The organism is Streptomyces sp. NPDC086519, from assembly GCF_040686075.1.
GTDB classification, from domain to species: domain Bacteria; phylum Actinomycetota; class Actinomycetes; order Streptomycetales; family Streptomycetaceae; genus Streptomyces; species Streptomyces shenzhenensis.
Window position 1 is genome coordinate 1 of sequence record NZ_JBFBJL010000050.1, and the last position, 22,590, is coordinate 22,590.

Sequence of the window (22,590 nt, forward strand, 5' to 3'; positions counted from 1 at the left end):
GCCGCCCCACGGGGGGCGGCCGGCACGGCGCATGTGCGGTCGGCCTGCCACCCGCCCGTGGCGATCACGTTGACGACCTTCCAGGTGGCGCCGCCGTCGGTGCTGGCGTACAGGGCGATCGCCAGGTCCTTGCGGTCACCGTCGTCGGACGGCGTCCAGTCCGGGTCGGCGGCCTTGTGCTCCTTGTAGTAGGCGTCGTCACCCGACACGACGCCGGCCGGCAGCAGGGTGCCCTGCTTCAGGGTCCCGACGTCCTGCGGCAGCGTGTACCGGTACGGGTTGGTCCAGTTGCTGGTGTACTTCGCGTACCGCGGGTCGTCGGACAGGTACGCCGGGGCCTTCACCTCCGACAGCGGCTGCCACGTCGTTCCGTGGTCGTCGCTCTTGCAGACCGGGAGGGTCTGCCCGTCGGCACCGCCCGACGCGGACCCGACGGTGGGCCTCTCGAACGAGGCGACCAGCCGCCCGGTCGGCAGCTGCGCCGACTTGGGGTAGCTCACGCGGTTGCCGCGCCCTTTCAGACAGGGCCCGCTGCCGGGCTGGTAAAGGATCCCGCCGGTCGGGGCGTACGCGCGCGCACTGGCGGGCGGGGTCATCAGCAGCGCGGACGCCGCGGCGAACGTGCCCGGTGCTCTCGCTGTCCTTCTTCTCCGCATGGCCTCTCCCGGGCGGTCAGCCGATGCCGGCGGCGACGAGTACACGGACGTCCCACGGGCCGAGCTCCAGCGCCGTGCCCGCGGGGACGGACGTGCCGTCGAGCACGTCCGTGAGGTGCACCGGGACGGCGACGCTCGCGCGCTCCCAGCTCCAGTTGTGCACGATGTGCACGCGCCGCCCGTCCGGTGCGGTGCCGGTCGTCGCGGTGACCGGCACCGGCAGGTCGCGCCAGCCGTGGGCGGGGGCCGGGGCCAGCCACTCGGCCAGGGCCCGGCCGAGTTCCCGGCCCGGCACCGTACCGGTGTACGTCACCCGGCCGGCGCCGTGCCGGCGGGTCGTGACCGCCGGCCAGCGGCCGAAGTGCGGGTGGTCGTACCCGGCGAGGATCTCGGCGTCGGTGACGGTCAGGCCGTCCGCCCAGCGGGTCGCCGTGGCGCCCTCGGGCAGGCGGAGCGGACCGCCGGGCACCGACCGCACCGGCACGTCCCGCACCAGGTTGCTGAATTCGTCGTACGACACACCGGCGGCGTCCGTGAGCCGTCCGGGGGCCGGTTCGGTGCGGGCCCGCGCCTCGTGGTCGGCGTAGCCGGTGCGCGGTCCGAGGACCAGATGGCCGCCTGCGTGGGCGTAGGCCGCGAGCCGGTCGAGGGTCGCGTCGTCCGCGAGATACAGCGCCGGCACGACCAGGACCGGGTGCCGGCGGACCGTCTCCTGCGGCGTCAGGCCGTCCCCCACCTGCAGTCGGCGGGCGTGCAGGATCCGGACCTGCCGGCCGGCGTCGAAGGCGCCCCGGTAGAAGGCGTCGAACACGCGGTGGTAGGCGTCCGGGTCGGGTTCGCCGTCGGGCGTGGCCAGCGGCGGGTACTTCTGCATCAGCCACTTGCTCGGCGTCGAGTACACCAGCGTGAGGTCCGCGTCCGGTTCCAGCCCGGCGACGAGCGCGCCCGCCGTCTCGAACTCCGCGCCCAGCCGCGCCAGTTCGGCGTAGACGCGGCCGGGCCGGCCGGTGTGCGGCAGGATGCCGCCCCAGTAGGTCTCCGCGCCGAAGTGCAGGGTGTGCCAGTGCCAGTACTCGATCATGCGGGCCCCGCGCCCCACGAGCGCCCAGGCCGCCTGCCGCCACTGGCCGTCGTAGCCGGGCCGGTTGTCCCACGGGAAACCGATCGAGCCGGCGTTGGTCTCGGTGACCAGGAACGGCGCCTGCCGGGAGGAGAACATCCAGTCGGCGGTCCGGTGCAGCGCCCACACGCCACTGGTCTTCCACTGCTGCTCGTGGTGGTCGGGGGTGGGGTCGGGCAGCAGCAGCCCGTCCTGCATGTCGTAGTACGGGTTGCCGGCGGCGATGTCGAGGCGGTCGGTGAGCAGGTCGTCCTCGACCGCCGGGCGGGTGTACGAGATGCAGGTGGTGACGAACTGCTCCGGGCGGGCGTACTCGCGGACGATGTCCGCCTGCCAGCCGATGAACTCGGTGACCTGCCGGGCCTGGAACTCCCGCCAGGCGACGTCGTACTGGGGCTGCGCGTTGCCGTCCGGGGTCCACAGGTCGGCCCAGGTGGACAGGCGGTGCGACCAGTACACCAGGCCCCACGCGCGGTTCAGGGTCTCGACGTCGCCGTACTTCTCCCGGAGATGGTCGACGAACCTCTCGAACACACCCCGGTTGTACAGGAGTTCGTTGCCCGGCTCGTTGTCGACCTGGAAGCCGATGACGGCCGGGTGACCGGCGTAGCGGCCGACGATCCGCCGGACGACCCGCTCGGCGTGGAACCGGAACGCCGGGTGCGTGAAGTCCACCTCCTGCCGGGCACCCCAGCCGATCCGCTCACCGGTGCGCCGTTCGCCGGTGATCTCCGGGTACTGGCGGGCCAGCCACGGCGGGACGGCGTACGTCGGCGTCCCCAGGACGACGGAGATCCCACGCTCGTGGGCGCCGTCGAGGACCGGTTGCAGCCAGTCCAGGTCGAAGCGGCCGTTCTCCGGCTCCCAGGTCGACCAGACCGACTCGCCGACCCGGATGACCGTGACATGGGCGTCGGCCATCAGGTCGAGGTCGGTCTTGAGGCGTTCGGCGGGACGTTCGTACGGCTGGTACTCGTGGTAGTACGCGGCACCGAACAGGACACGGGCAGGCAGAGCCGCCATGAAGAGGACCTCCAGGAGAAGACAGGGGAGTCACTGCTTGACGCCGCCGGCCGCCAGCCCGCTCTGCCAGTACCTCTGGAGCAGCAGGAAGGCCGCGACGAGCGGGACGACCGAGATGAGCGAGCCGGTCACGACCAGCGCGAGCATGTCGCTGCTCGCGCCGGCCCCGCCGTTCTGGGCCTGGTCGGCCCACCGGGCGAGCCCGACCGTGATCGGGTACAGGTCCGGGTCGTTGAGCATGATCAGCGGAAGGAAGTAGTTGTTCCAGGTCGCCACCAGGGTGAACAGCAGGACCGTCACCAGGCCGGGGGCCAGCAGCCGCAGGGCGATCCGGAAGAAGATCCGGGCCTCGCCGGCGCCGTCGATGCGCGCGGCCTCCAGGAGGCTGTCCGGGACGGCGTCGGCCGCGTAGACGCGCATCAGGTAGAGCCCGAACGGGTTGACGAGGGAGGGCAGGATGATCGCCCACGGGGTGTTGACCAGGCCGGCCTTGGCGAAGAGCAGGTAGGTCGGGATCGCCAGTGCCGTGGTCGGGATCGGTCGGTGTCTTCATGGCCCTTGTCGATGTCGGCCTGGCTGACGGGCTTCGCGGCGGCGGCGGAACCGCCGGAGTCCTGGCCGCCGCAGGCGGTGAGGGCGGCGCCGAGCGACAGGGCGCCGGTGGTGGCGAGGAACAGTCGGCGGCTCATGGGGGACGCGCTGGAAACGGAGGTGAATCTGGGCATGGTGAACTCCCGCCGGTGGCGACGATGGCGGCACGCCTGGCGAGGGCGTGCGGGGGCTGAGCGTGGAGGGACAGAGCAGAGGAACAGATGCAGGCGCTTAGGCCTGTCTCGGGGCCCACTGGGGGTCAGGGGCGGCTCCGGGCGCCGGAGTCATGGCGGCGCACGCGGGGGCAGGGAGCGATCGGTGCCGCGTCAGTACGACGTGGATGACATCGGTACGGCGGCTCGTCCCGGGAATCGCGGAGGTGATCGCCGGCCTCTTCGGCCGGGCTCGACGGTGTGTCAGCTACGGTCTGGAGCACCTCCGTTCACGGGTTCGGGCCCGGAGGGCGCGCGGCGCCGTGCACGAGCCGGTGTCCTTGGGCCCGGCCAAGGCGCGGTCGAGGCGCGGACGATGAGGTCGACCGGTGGGGCGCTCGGCGGCAGGGGATCAGCCGTCGGGTTCTCGATGGCGTGGACCAGGCGCTTGAGCCCCTCCTGCGCCACGGCGTCGAAGGGCTGACGCACCGTGGTGAGCGGGGGAGTCACGTAGGCGGCGACCGGGATGTCGTCGAAGCCGACCACGCTGACGTCCTCCGGCACCCGGCGGCCGGACTCCGCCAGTGCGCGGATGAGACCGATCGCCATGTCGTCGTTGGCACAGAAGACGGCCGTGACCCGGTCGTCGGCGGCGAGTGTCCGGCCCGCCGTGTATCCGGACGCGGCCGACCAGTCGCCGACGACCACCGGCGGCACCTCCGCCCGCTGCCCGGCAAGAGCCGCCCGCCAGCCCTCCCTGCGGTCCCGGGCGGCGTACCAGCGCTGTGGACCGGCCAGGTGATGGACCGTCACATGACCCAGGCCCAGCAGGTGTTCGGTGGCGGTCCGGGCCATCAGGTCGGCGCCGTCCCCCGCGGTGAGCACGACGGGTGCGGTGACCGGCGGCGGCGCGCCCATCACGAGCACCGGAACGCCGACCCGCAGCGAGCCGGGGGTGCCCACCTCGCCGTCCGCCTGCTCGTCGATGGGCTCGGAGATGACGATGCCGTCCACGCCCTGGTCGAGGAGCGAGTCGACGGCACCGGAGAGGCCCGCCGGATCGCCCTCCACCGTGTTGACCACGCGCAGCGCGTAGCCGGTGTCCCGGACGACCCGCTCGACGCCCATGAGCAGCGAGGCGGGCCCGTACAGGGCGGTGCCCAGCGTCACCACGCCGATCGAGCGGGTGCGCCCGGAGGCCAGTGCCCGGGCGGCGTTGTTGCGCCGGTAGCCGAGGTGCTCGGCGGCGTCGAGGACGCGCCGGCGCACCTCCTCGGAGACGTAGGGCTCGTCGTTGAAGACCCTGGAGACGGTCTTCTGGGACACCCCGGCCAGCCGCGCCACGTCCACACTCCGCGGAGCCGCGGTGCTTCTGCCGCGTCCCGTGCCTGGTGTCATGGCGTCTCCCGGTGACCGCTCGATCGAGGTGATCGAGGCCCATCATGGCATGCGCGATCCGGACCGTCGGCTCTGACTACGCTGTCATGTCTGCGTAGTCATGTCTACGCAGTCATGCTGCGGACGTCAAGAGTCCGGACGTATGTCCGGGGGGTGCTGTACGAGTCCTGCCATGCGGCCGGGCACGGAGCCGGCGGTCCTCCGGGGCCGACCGGGCACCCCGCAACCGGAGGTGCGGGCCACGGTCACCGCGCTGTTCTTCAGGCCGGACAACCGACCGTAATACGGTTGCCCGATCACGGGACGCCCGTGGAGGCTTGCGCGGTGAGATCCGTGCTGTGGCCGTTCGACCTGACCTGGGACGAGGTGGACCCCGCCCGCCATCCGTTCGACGACACGACGGCGGCTCGGGTGGTGCGCTCGCTCGGCCCGGCCCGACGTGTGCCGAGCCCTCCCGACGCACGGCCCGGCGATCCGGTGATCAGCGCCTGGAACCGCGGCGAGGGCGATCTCTGGGCGAGTGCCGTGTCGGCCGCCCTGACGGAGCGTTACGGCCGCTGGGCCGTGGGCTGGCGCTGGGCGCACGACGAGGGGGACTTCGACGGCGGTCCCGTCGGGAGCTGGTGCTGCCCGCGACATTCGATCACCACCCCCGAGGAGACGCTCGACCGGGTCGCCGCGGCGCTGTGCGAGTGGCGGGCGTGGCTGGAGAGCCTCGCCGGGTGGTTCGAGACGTACCCGCTGGATCCGGCCGACATCGAGGACCAGCGGATCCTGTGGGAGCGCACCGCCCGGAACCTCATCCTGCACGTGGTCGACCGTACGGGCTGCGGCAGCGGCTGGTACGGGCACTGCCGGCAGGTGCTCGTCTGGTTCCTCGACCGCTGGGGGGTCGCACCGGACCGCGCGAAGGACCTCGTGGACGACGCGGTGGGCGGCCGGTTCCGCAGTTGGACCGGCCCCGGCATCGTGCTGGTCGACGACATCGCGGAGCGCCTCGCGCAGGCGGTGGACACGCCCGGCGAACCGGCGACGCCCGCCGGGCCGGCCGTCGACCACCTGGAACGCTGGCTGGCCGTGCGCGAGACCGTGGCCTGGCAGGACGTGTACGGCCGCGGTGGGGAAGGACCGGTGACCGGGACGCGGGACGGCGCGGCGGAGGACATCCGCGCTTTCGACCGCGTCCTGGACCCGGCCCGCGGCGACGGGCTGCTCGCCGCGCTGGAACGGCTCCGGGCCGACGCGGCGCACGGCGCGCCGCTCGGCTTCGGACTGCTTCAGGGCTGGCAGCAGCACGTCCTGGGCACCGCGCGGCCGCCCGCGATGCGCACCCTGCCCGCCTTCGCCAAGCGCGGCCGGGAGCGCTACGGCATCGCCCCGGACACCCGGGCCCGCCTCGACGCCTGCCTGGCCGAAAGCGCCAAGGAGTGCGCCGCGGAGCGCGGCGCGCCGCTGCCGCTGACCGTCCGGGCCGCCCGCGCCTACCTCGACGTGTGCTTCTTCCACCCCTTCGAGGACGGGAACGCCCGGTGTGCCTTCCTCGCCCTGGTCTTCGTCCTCGCTCGTGAAGGAGTCACGCTCGACGGCGTCAGCCTGCTGCGCCGCTACGCCTTCGACGCCGACAACCCGCGGGACGCGCTGACCCTCGCCAACTGCGTCGACCTCCATCTCGCGGAGACCCGGCGCCGCGCGGCCCTGCCGGCCTCGTGACCGATTCGCCTCCGATCAGCGGAAGGTCTCCTCCCCGGCCTTCCAGCCCCAGACGGTGAGCATGCCGGCCGACAGCGCGGCGCACTCCTCGGAATCCAGGTACCGGACCGCCGCGTCGACGGCCGCGTCGTCGACCAGGCCGGTGGCGAGCATGGCGGCCCGGCTCCGTTCCCAGGTGTCCGCCCAGAAGCGGCTGACGGGACTGCCCGGCTGTAGCGGGGGCACATGGATCTCGGCGGCGACGGACCCGAGCCCCGCGCCGCGCAGCAACCGCGGGTACGACGGCACCCAGGAGACGTCGGTGCCGATGGTGGCCCGCAGCCCCTGCCACATCGCCCGCATCGCCGTGGTGTACGGCGTGCCGGGCGTGCGGTCGCTCGTCAGGTCGACCGCGTCGCTGAGCACCAGCACACCGCCGGGCGCGACGAGTTCGGCCAGCGTGGAGATCAGGCGCACGTGCTCGGGCAGGTGCATCAGCACGAAGCGCGCGTGGACGAGCCGGAACCGGCCGCGGACGGCGCCCGGGGCGGTGATGTCCGCCTTCAGCACGTCGAGCCCGGGCCGCTCGCCGAGGAAACGTACGTCGCGGTCCACGGCGAGCACGCTCTCGACCCCGGCCTCGTCCAGCAGCCGCCGGGAGACCGTGCCCGTACCGGCCCCCACGTCGAGGCAGTGCCACCCCGGTCCGGCTCCGAGGGCCCGCAGCCGGGCCATGGTGATGTCGTCGTAGGCAAGGGCACCGGCGTCGATGCGCTCGCCCTCGCCGGCCTGTCCGGGACGGAAGACGGCCTCGCCGTATCGGCCGCCGCCCGGCGCGGTGGTCATGCCGCCACCACCGGCCGGACACCGGGACCGCCGGCAGGCCGGCTCTCCTGGAGAAGCACCTGGGGGTGGACACGACCCAGGCCGTGGCCGGCTTCGTGGAGGTGCGTGAACTGACCGGCCCGCACCGCCTGCGGACCTTCTGAACGGCGGGCAGGACCAGGCGGACGGCCTGATCCGCGCCCGCCGCCGGACGGCTCGGGCGCGCCGTACAGTGCCGGTGATCCGCACCCGCCGGACGACGACCAGGAGACGCGACGACGACACAAGCGACCGGCAGCCCCGGTGCCCCGGTGCACGGCTTCGTCGGGCTCGGGGTGATGGGACAGCCCATGGCGCTCAACCTCGCCAGGGCCGGCACGCCGCTCGTCGTGTGGAACGGGACGCCCGCGCGGGCGGAGGCGTTGCGGGCGGCCGGGGCGCCGCCGCCGTCGACCGACTAGGCTCCCGGGCATGCGGATCTCCGTCTCCTCCGACATGGACGAACCCGTCGCCCGCCTCCTCGTCGAGGAACTGGGCCGTCGCGGCCACGAGGTGCGCACGTACGGCGCGCTGGAACCGGGGTCCGACCCGCAGTGGGCCGTCTGCTCGGAGGCGGCCGCCCGGGACGTCGCCGCCGGCGCCGCGGACCAGGCGGTGGTGTGCTGCTGGACCGGCACCGGCGCCTCGATCGCCGCCAACAAGGTGCCCGGTGTCCGCGCCGCGCTGTGCGCCGACGCCTACACCGCCGACGGCGCCCGCCGCTGGAACGACGCGAACGTCCTCGCCCTCAGCCTGCGCCTGACCTCGCAGCCGGTGCTCAAGGAGATCCTCGACGCCTGGTTCGCGGCCGCCCCGAGCCAGGACGCCGAGGATCTCGGGAACCTGGCCCACGTCGGGCACCTCGACGCGGGCCGGGGGACTGTCTAGAGACCGTCCGCGGTCAGTGGGCGCCGAGCCCGCCGCCGCCGAACGAGCCGCTGGAGCCCTTGCTCCAGCGCGGCCGGTCCTTCGACGCGCTCGGCCTGGTCTGCTGGTTGCTGAGTTCGTACGGGGTGAGCGGACGGCCGCCCTTGGGCATCTGCGGGATCTCCTCCGACTCGCGGTTCTCCCGGACCTCGTGCACCGCGCCCTCCGGCGGCAGCTTTGGCTGCTCCTCGGGACGCGGCCGGGGCGACTCGCGGTACTTGACCCGGTTGCCCAGCCAGAAGCCTCCGGCGAGCATCGCCAGCACGGCCACGGCCACCAGGAAGAGCGCGAGACTCAGTAGGCCGCTGGGAGCGGCCAGCTGCATCGGTTCCGTACTCATAGCAAAGGGATACCCCGCCCAGAACGGTATGAACCGGACGCTTTGGGTGGCTGACCGTACACAGCGGGCGACAGCGGTCGGTGCCGACGGCTCAAGAGGGGGCCGCCTGGGCGGCGGCGCGGACCGTCGCGTACCGAAACGGCGTCAGCGCGACGACGGCGTCACGAACGGGGCGTCGCGGCCTGCCGCGACGGGGAGCGGGTGATCGTGTCGGCGACGGTGCACGGACTGCCGTACACGGGTGCCGGTGCCTCCTCGGACCCCGCCGATCACGACGAGAGGGCGGGAAGGACCCCATCCGCTTCTCGCGGATCCTGATTGCGCGGTGCGCGGTCGGCCCGACCGCTTCCCCGCGTCACTTCGGGTCCTTCCCGTCACCTTCAGCACACCATGGGACCGCCCGTGCCGCCAGGGCCGAACGGCCCGGATTCCACCGTGCCGCGCGCGGGCGGCGGGGCGTGCCGTGTCATGCCCCCGGCCGCACTTCTCTGGCGGTGCGGCCGCCGGTCGCGCAGCGTGGAGGAGGGGCCTGCCGAACGCCCGAGGGGAGCCCGAGGAGTGGTGGAACGCATGGACAGGGACGTCACCGAGCGGCGGGTCGTCGTCGGCGTCGACGGGTCGCCGTCCTCGTACGCGGCCCTGCGCTGGGCCCTGCGGTACGCCGGCCTCGTCGGCGGTGTCGTGGAGGCGGTCGCCGTGTGGGAGCTGCCGGGGCTGTACGGCTGGTCGGGGCCCGCCGTGGACATGGACCTCGACGTGGAGGAGGCCCGGGACCGGATGCGGCAGGAGCTGACCGACGTGCTCGGCGCGGACGCGGCGGGCTCGGTCCGTTCCCACCTGGTGCACGGCAACGCCTCCGACGTCCTGCTGCGGGCCGCGGAGGGTGCCGAGGCGCTGGTCGTCGGCAGCCGAGGGCGGGGCGGGTTCGCCCGCGCCCTGCTGGGTTCCGTCAGCCAGCAGGTGTCCCAGCACGCCACCTGCCCGGTCGTGATCGTCCGGGCGGACGAGGGCTGATCCGCGGGTCGTGCCGCGCCGCGTTTGTCGATGCCGCGTGCAGGCTACCCGGGCCGCATGATGTCGACGCCTTCGCAGCAGGACCTGTACCGGTTCCTGGAAGACCGGTTCGCGTGCGCGCAGACCTGCGCCGAGTGTGCCCGGATGTGCGTGCTGCGTGCGGGCGTGCTGGATCCGGACGGGTCCGCCGAGATGGACCGCCTGCGCCGCACCGGCGTCAGGTGCGCCGAGGTGTGCGACGCCACCTGCCGGGCGCTGACCGAGGAGACCGACCGGGACGAGGACGCTCTGCGCGTCCAGCTGGAGTGGTGCCGCACGGTCTGCCTCGACTGCGCGCGGGTCTTCGACGCCCGTCCGGGCGCCGGGCGGAGCGCGGCCGCCTGCCGGGCGTGCGCCGCGGCCTGCACTGACTTCATGGCGGCGCTCGGCTGAACCCCGGGCGCCCGGCACCGGCGAACCGGGCGGCACCGGCACCCGGTCCGGCGCGTGCGCGGAGGCCGACGAGCGACCGGCAGTCCCCGAGCAGAGGACAGGGCATGGGCCCGGAACAGGGGGCTGCCGGGTGGCGCCGGGTCGCCCCCGCGGTCGCCGCGGGGGCGATGTTCGGCCTGGCTGCGGGGCCCGCGCCGGTCCCGCTTCTCTCGGGGCGGCACGGTGCGCTGAATATACTAAGGCTGCTTTATAAGGTAGCCTTAGTATATGAACGATGATCTGGACCCTGACGAAGTCGCCTCGGTCCTGCTGGCCGGTCTCAGCGTGCTGGTGCGACGGGTGCGTCAAGTGCCCGTCGACGGCGGACTCACGATGCCCGAGCGGACCGCCCTGTCACGCCTGGACCGCTTGGGCCCCACCACCTCCTCGGCACTGGCCCGCGAGGCGCAGATCACCGCACAGGCCATGGGGGCCACGCTCGGTGCGCTGCGGTCCCGCGGCCTGGTCGAACGCCACCCGGATCCGGACGACGGCAGGCGCATGGTGCTGTCGGTGACCGAGGCGGGTCTGCAGGCGCTGCAGGACAAGCGCAACGCGCGGGTCGACCTCATTGCTCGGGCCCTGACCAGCAGCGCGTTCACCCAGGCGGAGCTGGAGCTGCTCGCGGAGGCCGGGCCGCTGCTGGAGCGGCTGGCCCAGAGCATCTGACGCCGACGGAACACCGAGGAAGCACACTGATGACGGATCCTCCCAAGACGCGCGCCCCGGGCCGTCTGCCCGGTGACCGGTACAAGTGGACGGCGCTGACGAACACGACCGCCGCGGTCTTCATGTCCGCGCTGGACGGCTCCATCGTGCTGATCGCCCTGCCGGCGATCTTCCGCGGCGTGCACCTGGACCCGCTGGCTCCGGGCAACATCGCCTGTCTGCTGTGGATGATCATGGGCTACCGGCTGGTCCAGGCCGTCCTGGTGGTCACGGTGGGCCGCCTGGGAGACATGTACGGCCGGGTCCGGATCTACAACTCCGGGTTCGCGGTCTTCACTTTCGCGTCGGTCCTGCTGTCCTTCGACCCCTTCGACGGCGGGCACGGGGCGATGTGGCTGATCGCCTGGCGGGTGGTGCAGGCCGTCGGAGGTTCGATGCTGGCCGCGAACTCGGCCGCGATCCTGACCGACGCCTTCCCCGCGGAGCAGCGCGGCTTCGCCCTGGGCGTCAACCAGGTCGCGGGGCTGGCCGGGATGTTTCTCGGTCTGGTCGCCGGCGGGCTGCTGTCGGCCTGGGACTGGCGGGCGGTGTTTTGGGTGAACGTGCCTGTCGGCGTGTTCTTCACGCTGTGGGCCTACCGCACCCTGCGGGAGACCGGCAAGAGCGGTGGCGGCCGGATCGACTGGTGGGGCAACATCACCTTCGCGGTGGGTCTCAGCGCGGTTCTCATCGCGGTCACCTTCGGCCTGCAGCCCTACGGGGGGCACACCATGGGCTGGACCAACCCGCTGGTCGACATCCTGATCGTCGGCGGACTGGGCCTGCTGGCGGCATTCGTGGTCATCGAGAACCGCGTCGCCGCGCCGATGATCCAACTGGGTCTCTTCCGCCTGCGGGCCTTCACGTTCGGCAATCTGGCGGGCCTGGGCATCTCGATCGGCCGTGGCGGCATGCAGTTCGTGCTGGTCATCTGGTTGCAGGGCATATGGCTTCCGCTGCACGGCTACGACTACGGGGACACGCCCCTGTGGGCCGGCATTTTCCTGCTGCCGCTGACCGCCGGATTCCTCGCCGCGGGCCCGGTGTCCGGCCACCTGTCCGACCGGCTCGGCTCCCGGGGCCTGGCCACCGGCGGCGCGCTGCTGTTCGGCGCCAGCTTCCTGGGCCTGATGCTGCTGCCGATCGACTTCAGCTACTGGGTTTTCGCCGTGCTGATCGCGATCAACGGGATAGCCAGCGGTATGTTCGCCTCCCCCAACTCCTCCTCGATCATGGGCAGCGTGCCCGCACAGCTGCGCGGCGTCGCCTCCGGCATGCGCTCCACCTTCCAGAACTCCGGCACCGCCGTCTCCATCGGCGTGTTCTTCTCCCTCATGATCGCCGGACTGGCCGATGCCCTCCCGCACACCCTCACCACCGGCCTGCAAGAGCAGGGCGTACCGGCCCACGTCGCCACTCGGATCGGCAGCCTGCCCCCGGTCTCGTCCCTGTTCGCCGCCCAACTGGGCGTCAACCCGATCCAGCACCTGCTCCAGCCCGGCGGCACCCTGACCCACCTGACGGTGGCGCAGCAACAGACCCTGACCGGACGTGACTTCTTCCCGAGCCTGATCTCCGGGCCGTTCCACTCCGGCCTGGTCGTCGTGTTCGCCTTCGGCGCCACCCTCGCCTTCCTCGCCGCGCTCGCCTCCCTGTTGCGCGGCACCAGTCCCGCCGTCGAGACCCCCGGACCGCGAACGGCCGCCGACGACACCCATGGCGCCGCGGCCGACACCGGGACGGGACTGACGCGGGCGGAGACCACCATGCGCCCTGACCCCGGCAACTAGCCGACATCCACAGGAGAAACACTGATGGCACTGACAGCGGTCGACCCCACGCCCGCGCTCGTCGTGATCGATCTGCAAAAGGGCATCGTGGCGGCCCGCGCCGACAGCCGGGCGACCGCCGCCGTCAAGCGGGCGAGTCAGCTGAGCACCGAGTTCCGACGGCACGGCCTGCCCGTGGTCCTGGTCAACGTCACCGGACGCGCGCCGGGCCGCACCGAGGCCCAGCGGTCCGGGAGCGGCGTCGCACTGCCGTCCGGCCGGGCCGACCTCATCGACGAACTCGACGTCCGGCCGAGCGACCACCTGATCACCAAGCGGCGGCGCAGCGCGTTCCACGACACCGGCCTCGACACCCTCCTGCGGGACCTGGGCGTCACCCAGACCGTGCTCGCCGGAATCGCGACCAGTTCGGGCGTCGAGTCGACCGCACGCTCGGCCCACGACTACGGCTACCACGTCGTCCTGGCCACCGACGCCATGACCGACCCGGACGCCGATGCCCACCGCCACAGCGTCGAACGCGTCTTCCCGAAACTCGGCGAGACCGCCACCACCGCCGAGACCGTCGACATGATCGAGGCGACGCGATGACCCTGCTGGGCCGCATCCTGAAGAACCGCAGGGCAGGCGAGACCCACGCGGCATGGAATCTGCCCAATCTGCAAGGTCCCGAGCTGCTGACCCTCACCAGCCGGAACTTCGGTGACGGAGACCCCATTCCGCTGGAGCACTGCCTGAAGAACATCGGCGGCGACGACCTCTCCCCTCAGCTGGCCTGGACCCCGCCGCCGGCCGGCACCGCCCAGATCCTCCTGGTCGTCGAGGACGTCGACGTCCCGCTGGCCAAGCCCGCCGTGCACTGCGCCGCCCTGATCGACCCGGCAGCCGGACACCTTGAACCCGGTGCCCTCGACGCACGGAAGCCGGCCACCGGAGTGCGGCTGCTGCGGTCCTCCCTAGGGCGCGGATACCACGGTCCCGGGCCCGTCAAAGGCCACGGGCCACACCGCTACGTCTTCCAGTTGTTCGCCCTGGCGGCACCCGTGGACAGTGCCCCCGGCACCGCGTCACCGGACCGGGCACGGCCCCGCACCCTCCTGCCCGCCGTCACCGCACCCGTCCTCGCCCGCGGCCGACTGACCGGCACAGTCGAGCGCTGACCCGCGCCCCGGGCCGCCGCACCAGCGGCGTGCCCGGGGCCGAGGAGATCCTGTCACCGAGGTGAGCCCGGCTCCTTCCTCGCGGCTGTCCTCGTCGTCCTCGTCCTGGCGTCCGAGGAGATCCGCACGAGGGCGGACCGGGCCGCCGGGAACCGCCTGCCCCGATGGCTGGCATCGCCGATCCGCGTTTCCGCCGCGGCGCAGGGCTGCCTAGCGTGGCGTGAGCACCGCCCCGTTCCCAGCTTCCCGTGTGCCACAAAGAGGAGCGCCGCCATGAGCCAGCCGCCCCGCCGGATCGTCACCGGTCACGACGAGACGGGCATCTCCGTGTTCCTCTCCGACGGCGAGCCGCCCGTCGTCCGCACCGCCCCCGACGGCGCCGTCTTCTACGAGATGTGGAACACCGACTCCGTGCCGGCACCCGTCGCGGCGGACGAGGCCGAGCCCACGGAACGCGACCTGACGGTGCCGCCGGCCCCCGGCGGCACCAAGATCCGCGTCAACGAGTTCCCGCCGGGCTGTGTCTCCCCGACGCACCGCACCCAGACGGTGGACTACGGCATCGTCCTGGACGGCGAGGTCGTCCTCGTCCTCGACGACTCCGAGCGGGTGCTGCGGGCCGGGGACGTGGTGATCCAGCGCGGCACCGACCACCGCTGGGAGAACCGCACGGACTCGGCGGCCCGGATGGCGTTCGTCCTCGTGGACGGCGTCTTCACCGAGCCGCTGCTGCGGATCCTGGGCCCCGGGGTGCTCGGCTCCCTGCACGGCAGCCCGCTGGCGCCCGGCCAGTCCTGACAGCGGGCGCGGTGAGCCGCCGCCATTCCCAATTTCTGGAACACGTTCTACGGTGTGCGCCGTCAGGACCGCCCTTGGGGAGCCTGGAGGCGCCGTGCACCTCGACCACACGCCCGAGCAGCAGCGGCTGCGCACCGAACTGCGCGCCTACTTCGCCGGCCTGGTGCCGGACAACGCCTACGCCCGCTACGCCGACCCGGCCGCGCAGAAACGCTTCTACCGGGAGACCGTCCGGAGGCTGGGCGCCGACGGCTGGCTCGGCGTCGGCTGGCCGAAGGAGTACGGCGGCCGCGGCCTGACCGCGATGGAACAGTTCATCTTCTTCGACGAGGCCGCCCAGGCCGGCGTGCCGCTCCCGCTCATGGCGCTGAACACCGTCGGCCCGACGATCATGCGGTACGGCACCGACGAGCAGAAGTCGTACTTCCTGCCCCGTATCCTCTCCGGCGAGATCGACTTCGCCATCGGTTACAGCGAGCCCGACGCCGGCACCGACCTCGCCGCCCTGAAGACCCGGGCCGTGCGCGACGGCGACGAGTACGTCGTCAACGGCCAGAAGATCTGGACCACGAACGGCGACACCGCCGACTGGGTCTGGCTCGCCACCCGAACCGACCCCGAGGCCCCGCCGCACAAGGGCATCACCATGCTCCTGGTGCCGACCACCGACCCCGGCTACTCCTGCACCGTCATCAACACCCTCGCCTCGCACGACACCACGGCCAGCTACTACGAGAACATCCGCGTCCCCGTCTCCCGCCGGGTCGGCGAGGAGAACCACGGCTGGCGGCTCATCACCAACCAGCTCAACCACGAGCGCGTCACCCTCGCCGCCCACGGCACCATGGCCATCCGCGCCCTGCACGACGTGCAGCGCTGGGCCATGGAGACCAAACTCGCCGACGGCCGCCGCGTCATCGACCTGCCCTGGGTGCGCCGCCATCTCGCCCGGACCCACATCCGCCTCGACGCCATGAAACTCCTCAACTGGCAGATGGTGAGCGCCGTCGAGGAGGGCACCCTCACCCCGCAGGACGCCTCCGCCGTCAAGGTCTACGGCTCCGAGGCACGCCGCGACGCCTACGCCTGGCTGATGGAGGTCGCCGGCGCGGCCGGGCCGCTGAAGGAGGGCTCGGCGGGCGCGGTCCTCCACGGCGACCTGGAACGCGGCTACCGCTCGGCGGTCATCTTCACCTTCGGCGGCGGCAACAACGAGATCCAGCGGGAGATCATCTCGTGGATCGGACTGGGGATGCCACGGGTACGGCGCTAGCCTGCTGTGACCACCGACGCCAGTTGTCACATACGGTCGACAGGTGGCACCGGATTTCCCGTGGCGACGGTAGCCCTGCGGTCGGTCAAGATCGAGTGGGCACCGTCTTCCGGTTCGTGAGTTCGCCGCTGGTGCCGCGTCCGAGGTTGCCCGTGCACGTAGACCAGCGGCAGCGGGCATTGCGACGGGGATCTTGGAGATGCCCTTCGCGGGTTCGCGGGCGACGGATGACATCGGAGGTGGGCGTGGCGGGCCGTCGAGGTCTGTCGGTCACGGGCGAGCGGCGCCCCCGCATCCGCGCTCGCTGTGTTCTACCAGTGTCCAGTGCAGATTTCCCGACGCTGAGGGGCCTTGGGCCAAGGCCCGCTCCTATCAATGGGCTGGCCGGTGCGTGACCTCAGCCGCGGCTCGTCTGCCGGTCGGGCGGTCATCGATGAGCCGAGATGAGATTTGAGCCCCGCCAGGTGCCGCACATACGATGAGCGCTGTGCCCTTTGCGACGACGGCCACACTCCGCTGTGCAGCCTCCGCTGCGCTTCCGGACGTCGAAGACCTGGCAGACTCCCTGAATCTGGTGATCACGGCGACCCTCCCGGAACTCGTCGAGGATCCGCGCACCGCAGAGGTCTTCCGGAGCACGGTGCTGGACAATGTCATGTCGGCTCTGCGTGCGCTGAGTACCGACGACCAGACCGAGGAGTTCCCGGCGCCTCCGGTCGCCTTTGAGTTCGCCCGGCGGCTCGCGCAGCAGGGCGTTCCGATCACCACCATGTTGCGGGCCTACCGGATCGGGCAGGCGGCCTTCCATCAGCGGATCATCGCCTGGATCGCGGCCCGGGACGTCACCGCGAACGAGGTCGCGGACGCCGCGATGGCGTTGTCGTCGTTCACCTTCTCGTTCATCGACCGAGTGTCCGAGCAGGTTGTCACCGCATACCTGAGGGAGCGGGACACCTGGATGCGGCACCGCAACACTCTGCGGCTAGCAAGGGTTCAGGCGCTGCTCGACGGCAGAAACTCCGATGCGGAGGAACTGGAGGCGGTGAGCGGCTTCCCGGCAACGCTCCCCATGGTGGGTGTGGTCGTGTGGTGTGGCCGCGAGACCGGTGAGCCGGACCGTCTGGGCGTCCTGGAGCGTCACCTGGCCCGGGTGGCGTCGGCTCTGGACACGGGGCCGCGGCCTGTTCTGTCCGTCGCTCCGGACGACTCGACCCTCTGGGCCTGGATTCCCTGCCCGGCCGTCGATCCGGTGTCCGTGGCCGACCGCATGGGTGAGGAGGCCGACGGCGTACGAACAGCCGTGGGCGAACCCGGGGCCGGGCTCGACGGGTTCCGCCTCAGCCATCGCCAGGCTCGTCAGGCCCAGTCCATCGCCCTGGCCGCGGATCCCGCGCACGCGAGCCCCCTCATGGTGTCGTCCCAGCTCGGCCCGCTCGCACTGGTGGGGGCAGAGGTGGAGGACCTGCGCGCCTGGGTCCAGTCGGTGCTCGGCGGTCTTGCCGCCGACGACGAGCACTGCGCCCGCATGCGCGCAACGGTGTGGGCCTACCTGTCCAGCGGGCACAGCCTCAACACCGCCGCGGCCGAACTGCATCTGCACAAGAACACCATTCAGTACCGGATCCGCAAGGCGGAGGAAGTCCGCGGCCGGCCGCTCTCGGAGGGCCGGATCGACGTGGAGGTCGCCCTGCTGGCCTGCCTGCTGCTCGGCAGTACGGTCCTGCGCCCTGCTCAGCCGCCACACCCCTGACGGCGCCGACCGCGGCGCTGTGCCGCGTAACAGTCGCGCACCGGCACATCCGGTTTCCAGACCGATGACCCTCCGGGGCACGAGACGAACACTTGCGGTCGTCACGACTCTCCCCGGAGGACCGCATGTTCGACCCCGCATCGACGCCGCAGGCCGCCGAGTACGACGACGGTTACGACACCGACGTCCTCGTCATCGGATCCGGTTTCGGCGGATCCGTGAGCGCCCTCCGCCTGTCGGAGAAGGGATACCGCGTCACCGTCCTGGAGGCGGGCCCGCGCCGCACGCAGGAGACGCTTCCCCGGACGTCGTGGGACGTCCGCAACTTCCTGTGGGCCCCGCGACTGGGCTGCTACGGCATCCAGCGCATCCACCTGCTGCGGGATGTCGTCATCCTGGGCGGCGCGGGCGTGGGCGGCGGCTCCCTGAACTACGCCAACACGCTGTACGAGCCGCCGCGGCCGTTCTTCGAGGACCGCCACTGGGCGCACATCACCGACTGGCAGGACGAGTTGGCGCCCCACTACGACCAGGCGCGCCGCATGCTCGGCGTCACGCCGAACCCGACGGTGACCGCCGCGGACACCGTGCTGCGTGGGGTCGCGGAGGACATGGGCGTCGGTTCCTCCTTCCACCTGGCCCCGGTCGGCGTCCTCTTCGGCGAGCCCGGAACGGCACCCGGCACGCTCGTCCCCGATCCCTATTTCGGGGGTGCGGGCCCGGCCCGGCGCACCTGCACCGAGTGCGGGTCCTGTATGACGGGTTGCCGGGTCGGCGCCGAGAACACCCTGGACCAGAACTACCTGTACCTCGCGGAGAGCCTGGGCGCCCGGGTCGTGCCGATGACCACCGTCACCGATCTGCGCCCCTCGGCCGATGGAGGGTGGGAGGTGCGAACGGTCCGCACCGGCCGGTCCCGGCGGCCCGGCAGGAACGGGCGCGGCTGGCGGGCCCGGGAGGTGATCGTCAGCGCCGGCACGTACAACACCCAGCGGCTGCTGCACCGGGCCCGGGCCACCGGTTCACTGCCGGACCTCTCGCCGAGCCTCGGCCGGCTGACGCGCACGAACTCCGAGTCGATCCTCGGTGCGAAGTCCTTGCGCAAGGACGTCGACTTCACCAGGGGCGTGGCCATCACCTCGTCGATCCACCCGGACGAGCACACGCACATCGAGCCGGTGCGCTACGGCAGAGGCAGCAACGCGATGTCGCTGCTGCAGAACGCGCTGACCGACGGCGACAGCCGGGCGCCGCGCTGGCTCACCTGGTTGGGGACGGTACTGCGGCACCCGCGGAACCTGACCTGGTTCTCCCCGCGGCGCTGGTCGGAGCGGACCATCATCCTGCTGGTGATGCAGACGCTGGACAACTCCATCACGGTATCCGGCCGGCGGACGCGCGCCGGACGCTTCAAGCTCACGTCGGGCCCGGGCCACGGCGAGCCGAACCCGACCTGGATTCCCGCGGGCAACGACGCCGCCCGGCGGGTCGCGGCGAAGATCGGCGGGATCGCCGCCGGCAGCACCGGCGAGATCTTCGACATCCCCATGACGGCGCACTTCATCGGCGGCTGCACGATCTCCGACGACCCGGCGCACGGTGTCATCGATCCGTACCACCGGGTCTGGGGCTACGACGGACTCCACGTCGTCGACGGGTCCGCGGTCTCCGCCAACCTGGGCGTCAATCCGTCGCTGACGATCACCGCCCAGGCCGAGCGCGCGATGTCGCTGTGGCCGAACAGGGGAGAGCCGGATCCGCGGCCCCCGCTGGGCGCTCCGTACCGGCGCCTCGATGCCGTGGCTCCCCGTCGAGCGGCGGTTCCGGCGCATGCGGTGGCGGCCCTGCGGCCGCATGCCCCTTCCCGGAAGGGAGGGCTGACCCCGTGAGGGAGGCCGGACTGGTGGTCGTAGGGGCGTCGCTGGCGGGGCTGCGAGCGGTGGAGGGCGCCCGCGCCGGCGGCTACGCGGGCCCGATCACGCTGATCGGCGCCGAGCGCCACATGCCGTACGACCGGCCGCCTTTGTCCAAGGCGTTCCTCCAGGACGAGGAGGACCCCGCGGTGCCCACGCTCGCGGGCGCACACACGCTCGCGGATCTGGGCGTCGACGTCCGTCTCGGAGAGTCGGCGAGCGGCCTCCGCCTGGACGACCGGGAAGTGGTGGTCGGCGGCCGCCCGGTGCCGTACGACGCACTGGTCATCGCCACCGGCTGCTCACCCGTCGCCCTCGCGGGTACGGAGGGCATGGCGGGCGTGCACACCCTGCGGACCCTCGACGACGCGCACGCGGTCCGGGCCCACGTGGCTGCCGGCGCCCGCACCGTGCTGGTCGGTGGCGGCTTCATCGGTGCCGAGGTCGCCACCGCCCTGCGCGCACGAGGCGCGGCCGTGACGATCGTCGAGGCGGCCGAAGTACCGCTCGTACGGGCCGCCGGGCCGGTGATCGCCCCGGCGCTGGCCGCACTGCACGCCCGTGCGGGCGTCGACCTGCGCTGCGGTGTGTCGGTCCGGGCGGTGCGCCAAGGGCCGGACGGCAAGCGGGTCGAGCTGACGGACGGCTCGGCCTTGACGGCGGACCTGGTCCTCGTCGGCATCGGCGCCCGGCCGGCTACCGGCTGGCTGTCGGATTCGGGGCTCACCGTCCGCGACGGCGTCCTCTGCGACGAGACACTGCGCGCGGCACCCGGCGTCTACGCCGCCGGTGACGTGGCCCGCTGGCACAATCCGCTGTTCGGCACCGCGATGCGGCTGGAGAACTGGGCGGCGGCAGCCGAACTCGGCGCCGCCGCGGGACGCCATGCGGTCGACCCGGCCGGGGCGACCGCCGTGTCCGCGGTGCCCTACTTCTGGTCGGACTGGTACGGCTCGCGCATCCAGATGGTCGGCGTCTGCGCGGCCGACGAGGTATGTGTCGTCGGCGACCCGGACGGCGGCTCCTGGTCGGCCCTCTACCGGGCAGGAGACCGCCTCGTGGGGGCGCTGACTCTCGACCAGCCCCGGAAGACCATGAAGTACCGGGCCATGATCGCGCGCCGTACGCCATGGGCGGCGGCACTCGAATTCGCGGGCGCGCCCGCACGCGTGGGGGGAATCGCATGACGATCCAGCACCGCCGGCCGGCCGACGCGGAAGACCCGCTCGCGGCGCACGCCTCGGTGGAACGCGCCGTCTCAGCCCTTGAACAGGGCGAACAGACCTGGTCCGGTCTGACACTCGGCCACCGACGGCGCCTGCTGACCGACCTGATCGCGCTCGTCGCCCGCCATGCCGAGGAGTGGGTCGAGATCGCGGGACGCATCAAGGGACTGCGGCCCGGCTCACCGCTCATGGGTGAGGAATGGATCTCCGGTCCCTGGGCCGTGCTCGGATACGCACGCGCCCTCGCTGACACCCTGGCGCGGCTCGAAAAGGGCGAGGACCCGCTCTCGGGATTCGCGACCCGGCCCGCACCCGGGGGACGCACCGCGGTCGAGGTCCTCCCGCACGGGATCCACGACCGCCTGCTGCTCAACGGGTTCTCGGCAGAGGTCTGGACCCGGCCCGGCGTGACGCCGGAGCACCTCAGAAGCACCGCCGGCCTGGCCCAACGCGATCCCTCCCGCACCCGGGGACGGGCCCTCGTCCTCGGCGCCGGCAACATCCTCTCCATCGCCCCGCTGGACACGCTCTACCAGCTGTACGCCATGAACCGCGTCGTGGCGCTCAAACCGAACCCGGTCACCGACCCGCTCCGGCCCGTCCTGGAGGCCGTGTTCGCGCCGTTCATCGAGCTGGGGGCGGTGGTCGTCGTCGCCGGAGGCGCGGATGTCGGCAGCGCCCTCGTCCGGCATCCCGGCATCGGCGCCGTGCACATGACGGGCAGCGAGGCGACGCACGACGCCATCGTCTGGGGACCGGGAGAGAGGGGCACGGCGGCGAAGGCGGCCGGTGTCCCGTTGCTCGACAAGCCCGTCACGAGCGAGCTGGGCGGAGTCGCGCCCGTCATCGTGCAGCCCGGCCGATGGTCCCGCGCCGACCTGCGCCACCAGGCCCGCCACGTGGCGACCCAGCGTCTGCACAACGGCGGCTCGAACTGCATCGCGGCCCAGGTCGTGATCGTCAGCCGCGACTGGCCGCAGAAGGACGCCTTCCTCGACGAGCTCCGGGCCGCTCTCTCGGCCGCGCCCCAGCGACCCGCCTGGTACCCGGGCACCGAGGAGCGTGTTTCCCGCGCCCGCGCACTGCACGAGATGGCCGAGTGCGTGGGCGGCGCACCGGGCCGCACCCTGCTGCCCTCCCTCGACCTGTCCGACGACTCGGAGACCGCCTTCCGGACGGAGTACTTCGGTCCGGTCCTCGGCGTCGCCGAGCTCGACGGCACGGGAGCCTACTTCCTGCACTCGGCCGTATCGGCGGCGAACGACCGCCTGCGGGGCACGCTGGGCGCGAACATCGTCATCGACCCCCGGACGCGTCGCGACCTGCGCGGCGACTTCGACCATGCCGTCCAGGCCCTCCACTACGGAACGATCGGCGTCAACGCGTGGACCGGCGTCGGCTACCTGGTCCCGTACGCGACCTGGGGCGCCTTCCCCGGACACCCACTCGATGACATCCAGAGCGGGCGGGGCGTCGTACACAACGCCGGACTACTGGCCGACGTCGAACGCACGGTGGTCCGGGGGCCGTTCCGCCCCGCACCCAGGTCGGTTCTCCACGGCGAGTGGACCATCTCCCCGAAGCCGCCGTGGTTCGTGGACAACCGTACGGCGGCCACCACCGGCCGCCGCCTGGTCTCGTTCGCCGCACGTCCCCGCTGGTCCGTTCTGCCGGGCATCTTCCTCTCCGCGCTGCGCGGCTGAGTACACCGGCTTCTTCCCTCTTCT

Annotated in this window: 19 protein-coding genes and 3 pseudogenes; 15 read left to right on the forward strand and 7 right to left on the reverse strand. The window is 72.4% G+C overall.

Annotated features, from left to right (window positions below):
* The 5 genes and pseudogenes from AB0P24_RS34725 to AB0P24_RS34745 form a co-directional block, all read right to left on the reverse strand.
* Positions 1-656 (reverse strand): sialidase family protein (locus AB0P24_RS34725; protein ID WP_365801113.1); only part of this gene is annotated, 656 nt, incomplete at its 3' end.
* A gap of 16 nt (positions 657-672) precedes the next feature.
* Complete coding sequence (locus AB0P24_RS34730; RefSeq protein WP_365801115.1) at positions 673-2,799, reverse strand: beta-galactosidase; 2,127 nt, start codon at positions 2,797-2,799, stop codon at positions 673-675.
* Between the two features lie 30 nt (positions 2,800-2,829).
* Positions 2,830-3,336: pseudogene (locus AB0P24_RS34735) on the reverse strand (carbohydrate ABC transporter permease); the annotation flags it as partial.
* Positions 3,335-3,524: pseudogene (locus AB0P24_RS34740) on the reverse strand (sugar ABC transporter substrate-binding protein); the annotation flags it as partial. The pseudogenes AB0P24_RS34735 and AB0P24_RS34740, both read right to left, overlap by 2 nt.
* A gap of 282 nt (positions 3,525-3,806) precedes the next feature.
* Positions 3,807-4,940 (reverse strand): LacI family DNA-binding transcriptional regulator, encoded by a 1,134-nt coding sequence (locus AB0P24_RS34745; protein ID WP_365801117.1) that lies wholly within the window; start codon positions 4,938-4,940, stop codon positions 3,807-3,809.
* 324 nt (positions 4,941-5,264) lie between these two features.
* On the opposite strand from AB0P24_RS34745, the gene AB0P24_RS34750 reads away from it, so the two are divergent.
* The gene (locus AB0P24_RS34750) at positions 5,265-6,650 is read left to right on the forward strand and encodes a Fic family protein (protein ID WP_365801119.1); all 1,386 of its coding nucleotides are present in this window, start codon (positions 5,265-5,267) and stop codon (positions 6,648-6,650) included.
* A gap of 15 nt (positions 6,651-6,665) precedes the next feature.
* On the opposite strand, the gene AB0P24_RS34755 is transcribed toward AB0P24_RS34750, so the two are convergent.
* Complete coding sequence (locus tag AB0P24_RS34755) at positions 6,666-7,475, reverse strand: class I SAM-dependent methyltransferase (RefSeq protein WP_365801121.1); 810 nt, start codon at positions 7,473-7,475, stop codon at positions 6,666-6,668.
* 290 nt (positions 7,476-7,765) lie between these two features.
* On the opposite strand from AB0P24_RS34755, the pseudogene AB0P24_RS34760 reads away from it, so the two are divergent.
* Both AB0P24_RS34760 and AB0P24_RS34765 read left to right on the forward strand, forming a co-directional pair.
* A pseudogene (locus AB0P24_RS34760) lies at positions 7,766-7,894 on the forward strand (NAD(P)-binding domain-containing protein); the annotation flags it as partial.
* 31 nt (positions 7,895-7,925) lie between these two features.
* Positions 7,926-8,381, forward strand: coding sequence for an RpiB/LacA/LacB family sugar-phosphate isomerase (locus tag AB0P24_RS34765; RefSeq protein WP_365801123.1), 456 nt, complete (start codon positions 7,926-7,928; stop codon positions 8,379-8,381).
* Positions 8,382-8,394: 13 nt separating this feature from the next.
* On the opposite strand, the gene AB0P24_RS34770 is transcribed toward AB0P24_RS34765, so the two are convergent.
* On the reverse strand, positions 8,395-8,760 hold the full coding sequence (locus AB0P24_RS34770) for a DUF6479 family protein (protein ID WP_181809238.1): 366 nt from the start codon (positions 8,758-8,760) through the stop codon (positions 8,395-8,397).
* A gap of 570 nt (positions 8,761-9,330) precedes the next feature.
* Between AB0P24_RS34770 and AB0P24_RS34775 the strand changes: the two genes are divergently transcribed.
* The 12 genes from AB0P24_RS34775 to AB0P24_RS34830 all read left to right on the forward strand — a co-directional run bounded on the left by AB0P24_RS34775 (position 9,331) and on the right by AB0P24_RS34830 (position 22,566).
* Positions 9,331-9,774: a universal stress protein gene (locus AB0P24_RS34775; RefSeq protein ID WP_365801125.1), complete on the forward strand. Its 444-nt coding sequence runs from the start codon at positions 9,331-9,333 to the stop codon at positions 9,772-9,774.
* Positions 9,775-9,831: 57 nt separating this feature from the next.
* Complete coding sequence (locus AB0P24_RS34780) at positions 9,832-10,206, forward strand: ferredoxin (protein WP_365801127.1); 375 nt, start codon at positions 9,832-9,834, stop codon at positions 10,204-10,206.
* 267 nt (positions 10,207-10,473) lie between these two features.
* On the forward strand, positions 10,474-10,914 hold the full coding sequence (locus tag AB0P24_RS34785) for a MarR family transcriptional regulator (RefSeq protein WP_365801129.1): 441 nt from the start codon (positions 10,474-10,476) through the stop codon (positions 10,912-10,914).
* A 29-nt stretch (positions 10,915-10,943) separates the two neighbouring features.
* The gene (locus AB0P24_RS34790) at positions 10,944-12,743 is read left to right on the forward strand and encodes an MFS transporter (RefSeq protein ID WP_365801131.1); all 1,800 of its coding nucleotides are present in this window, start codon (positions 10,944-10,946) and stop codon (positions 12,741-12,743) included.
* Positions 12,744-12,767: 24 nt separating this feature from the next.
* Positions 12,768-13,334 (forward strand): isochorismatase family cysteine hydrolase, encoded by a 567-nt coding sequence (locus AB0P24_RS34795; protein WP_365801133.1) that lies wholly within the window; start codon positions 12,768-12,770, stop codon positions 13,332-13,334.
* The gene (locus AB0P24_RS34800; RefSeq protein WP_365801135.1) at positions 13,331-13,903 is read left to right on the forward strand and encodes a YbhB/YbcL family Raf kinase inhibitor-like protein; all 573 of its coding nucleotides are present in this window, start codon (positions 13,331-13,333) and stop codon (positions 13,901-13,903) included. The genes AB0P24_RS34795 and AB0P24_RS34800 overlap by 4 nt, the downstream gene beginning before the upstream one ends.
* Before the next feature lie 273 nt (positions 13,904-14,176).
* Positions 14,177-14,701, forward strand: a complete 525-nt coding sequence (locus AB0P24_RS34805) for a cupin domain-containing protein (protein ID WP_365801137.1) — start codon at positions 14,177-14,179, stop codon at positions 14,699-14,701.
* Between the two features lie 94 nt (positions 14,702-14,795).
* Positions 14,796-15,974 (forward strand): acyl-CoA dehydrogenase family protein, encoded by a 1,179-nt coding sequence (locus AB0P24_RS34810; protein ID WP_365801139.1) that lies wholly within the window; start codon positions 14,796-14,798, stop codon positions 15,972-15,974.
* 574 nt (positions 15,975-16,548) lie between these two features.
* Positions 16,549-17,724: a helix-turn-helix domain-containing protein gene (locus tag AB0P24_RS34815; RefSeq protein WP_365801141.1), complete on the forward strand. Its 1,176-nt coding sequence runs from the start codon at positions 16,549-16,551 to the stop codon at positions 17,722-17,724.
* 125 nt (positions 17,725-17,849) lie between these two features.
* Entirely contained in the window at positions 17,850-19,613 is a 1,764-nt protein-coding gene (locus tag AB0P24_RS34820) for a GMC family oxidoreductase (protein ID WP_365801143.1), read from the forward strand.
* Positions 19,610-20,824: an FAD-dependent oxidoreductase gene (locus AB0P24_RS34825; RefSeq protein ID WP_365801145.1), complete on the forward strand. Its 1,215-nt coding sequence runs from the start codon at positions 19,610-19,612 to the stop codon at positions 20,822-20,824. Before AB0P24_RS34820 ends, AB0P24_RS34825 begins: the two co-directional genes overlap by 4 nt.
* Positions 20,821-22,566 (forward strand): aldehyde dehydrogenase family protein, encoded by a 1,746-nt coding sequence (locus AB0P24_RS34830; RefSeq protein WP_365801147.1) that lies wholly within the window; start codon positions 20,821-20,823, stop codon positions 22,564-22,566. The genes AB0P24_RS34825 and AB0P24_RS34830 overlap by 4 nt, the downstream gene beginning before the upstream one ends.
* The last annotated feature ends 24 nt before the right edge of the window (positions 22,567-22,590 follow it).